General features: G+C 75.1%; 3 protein-coding genes. All 3 read left to right on the forward strand.

Going from position 1 to position 2,418, the window contains the following annotated elements; genetic code table 11:
- Positions 1–501 (forward strand): hypothetical protein (locus D7X55_RS43745; protein ID WP_158626486.1); only part of this gene is annotated, 501 nt, incomplete at its 5' end.
- Entirely contained in the window at positions 483–1,757 is a 1,275-nt protein-coding gene (locus D7X55_RS38445; RefSeq protein WP_120546457.1) for a hypothetical protein, read from the forward strand. The genes D7X55_RS43745 and D7X55_RS38445, both read left to right, overlap by 19 nt.
- Entirely contained in the window at positions 1,754–2,365 is a 612-nt protein-coding gene (locus D7X55_RS38450) for an isoprenylcysteine carboxylmethyltransferase family protein (protein ID WP_121725627.1), read from the forward strand. Before D7X55_RS38445 ends, D7X55_RS38450 begins: the two co-directional genes overlap by 4 nt.
- The last annotated feature ends 53 nt before the right edge of the window (positions 2,366–2,418 follow it).

Raw genomic sequence — 2,418 nt, forward strand, 5'->3', positions numbered from 1 at the left:
GTGCTCGCGCCGCTGCCTCCGCGCCGGCGCTTCCTGCCCGCGGGGCCGTGGGGCGAGTGGCTTGCGTCCATCCTCGCCGCCTCGGGCCTGCCGGGGACCGTGGAGCTGACGCCGCTGGAGCGCCGCCCTCGCGCCGGGGGCCTCGTGTCGCGCCCGCTCGACTGGAACGAGTCGCTGCGGCTCGAACGGCGGGAGCTGGTGGGGACCGCCGGGGAAGGGCAGGGGACCACGGCGCTGCCGTCCTCGCGGGCGCGCGTGGACCTGGTCCACCTGTCCATGGGCGAGCCCCAGCGGGTGGCCGAGGCCACGCCCGTGCTCCTCGCGGCGGGCTACCTGCCGACGGGCCTCCGCCCGCGTTTGGACGCGCCTGACGACATCGTCTTCCAGCACCTGCCGGCGCCGGAGCGGGCGCGCGAGGCGGTGGGGCGGGCGCGGCTGGACGGCGAGGCGGCCCGGGCCCTGTGGAAGGGATGGGTGGAGCGATGCGCGCGAACTTCGTAGACACGCTCCTTGCGCGGCTGGACGGCGAGGTGGCCACCATCTGGGCCACGGTGCTGCTGCGCATCGACGCGCGGCCCGACGTGGCGCGGCTGCGCGGGGCCTTGCGCGCCCTGGTGCGAGAGAGCGAGCGCCTCAACGTGGCCTGGGACGACGCGCGCGGTGCGTGGGTGCCCGCGCCGCGCACGGACGAGGCGGTGGACGCGGTCCTGCTGGAATGCGCCGAGCCGCTGGACGAGCCCGAGGCGGTGACGCGCGTCATCAACACCCGGGTGGACCTTACGAGGGACGTGCCGCTGCGGCTGCACCTCCACCCCCTGGCCGATGGCGCGCCGGGCCCGTGGCTGCTCGCCATCCAGCTCCACCATGCGATCGGGGACGCCAAGGCGCTCGCCCACCTGCTGGAGCGACTGTGGCTGCACTGCGCGGGGCGCGCGTCACAGTCGCCCCCGCTGGGCCCTTCGACGCTGACGGATGGCAAGGTGCTGCTCGCGGCGCTGCGCGGGCCGGGCAGGGTGCTGGGCCTCGCGAGCCCCCGCCGCCGGCTCCTCGCGCAGCGGGGCCTGGGCCTGCGCCGCAGTGGAGACACCGCGGGGCGCTCGTTGATGGCGACGGCGCGCCTGACACTCCCGGCGGGCCGCACGGACGTCCAGGCCTCGGAGGTCTTCTTCGCCGCGCTGCTGGCGGGCGTCGCGCTGCGCGAGCCCACGAAGGACGGGCTCATCCGCCTGCGGGTGCCGGTGGACCTGCGGCGCATGCTGGGGCTGGGGCGGATGCTGGGCAACGGCTGCTCGACGGTGCCGCTGGAGCTTCCCCTTCGGGAGGTCCGCGCCCGGCTGGAGGACGCGCCCGCCCTGGCGGCGCTGGTGCGCGAGGCGCTGCGGCGCGTGCTCGACGAGGGCGTGCACTGGACGACGGCGCTGGAGTGCATGGCGGTGGCGCGGCTCGCCCCGGGGCCCGTGCTGCGGCGCAACGCGCGCCCCGGGCTGGTGGCCGAGCCCCGCACCAACACGCTGGTGGCGACCTACCTGGGCCGGCTCGACAAGCACTTCGTGGACGCGCCCTTCCGCATCCACTCCATGCGCAGCCACACGGCCACCTGGGGCGCGACGGGCCTGGGCTTTGGCGACACGCTCCACATCAACACCGCGACGTTCGAGGGGCTGTGGACCCGGGGCGAGCTGCGCGACTTCACCGAGCAGCTCGCGGGCTGGGCGTCCTCGGGCTTCGGGCTTGCGGCGGAAGTGGTGGGACCATGAAGTTGCTTGCCGACGCGCCCGCGCTCTACCTGGGCTTCATCTCGCTGCACCTGCTCTTGGGGCACCTGGGCACAAGCCTCGTCTACCGCCTGCGCTTCGGCCGCAGCCCGCTGGCCTACCGGAGCACCGGGGCCGACTCCGCCCACACGCGCCTCACGCGGCGCATCAGCGGCGTCTCGCTGGTGTGGGCGGGCTCGGTGGTGGCGGCGGCGCTCTGGCCGCGCTGGTCCCAGCTGCCCTGGGGCCGGCCCCTGCTGGCCCTTCCTCCGGAGATAGGCTGGGCGCTGAGCGTGCTCGGGCTTCTGGGCATGCTGGCGGCGCAGTACGGCATGGGCGCGACGTTCCGCATCGGCGTGGACGCGGGAGAGTCCCTGCCCCTGCTGCACGAGAGAGGACTCCACCGCTACTCGCGCAACCCCATCTACGTCTTCTCGTACCTGTACCTCGTGGGCGCCTCGCTCTGGGCTCCGTCGCTGGTGACGCTCGGGGCATGCGCGGTGCTGGGGGTGCTGTTCCACGGGCTGGTGCTCCAGGAGGAGCGCTACCTCTCCGACCGCCTCGGCGAGGCCTACGCGCGCTACCGCCAGCGCGTCCCCCGTTACCTCTGAGGCTCCATGCAGCTCGCCCCCGTCCTGGCTTCACCCGCTGCCCCCTCCCGCGA

This window comes from Corallococcus sp. AB049A (genome assembly GCF_003668885.1).
Classification (GTDB): Bacteria; Myxococcota; Myxococcia; order Myxococcales; family Myxococcaceae; genus Corallococcus; species Corallococcus interemptor.